Origin of the sequence: Bacillus pretiosus (genome assembly GCF_051294775.1) — a bacterium.
GTDB classification, from domain to species: domain Bacteria; phylum Bacillota; class Bacilli; order Bacillales; family Bacillaceae_G; genus Bacillus_A; species Bacillus_A wiedmannii.
The window spans coordinates 1-287 of record NZ_JBPPHF010000448.1 but is presented as its reverse complement, the minus strand read 5'-3'; the positions used below and the strand labels follow the sequence as shown (position 1 = coordinate 287).

1 protein-coding gene is annotated in these 287 nt (G+C 41.1%); it reads left to right on the top strand.

The features are described from left to right. Positions 1 to 273: winged helix-turn-helix transcriptional regulator (locus tag ACSG5Z_RS31675; RefSeq protein ID WP_435712931.1), on the top strand; the 273-nt coding region annotated here is incomplete at its 5' end. Positions 274 to 287: the final 14 nt, after the last annotated feature.

Here is a 287-nt window from a genome sequence, read left to right as displayed (position 1 = left end):
GTTGTGATACTGTGGCATCTTGGTGTGGAAGGGCCTCATCGTTTTAGTGAATTACAACGATTATTCCCAAGCATTTCTCATAACGTTTTGTCGAACCAATTAAAAGAGTTAATGGAAGATGGGATTGTTGACCGAACGGTATACCCAGAAATTCCTCCGCGAGTAGAGTATTATATGACGGAATTAGGCATGTCGCTTTTACCGATCGTTGAAATGATGTATGATTGGGGAAAAATGCGAATGGAACAAAGTCGTAATACGTTAGAGATGTGAAGATTCCTCCGGAG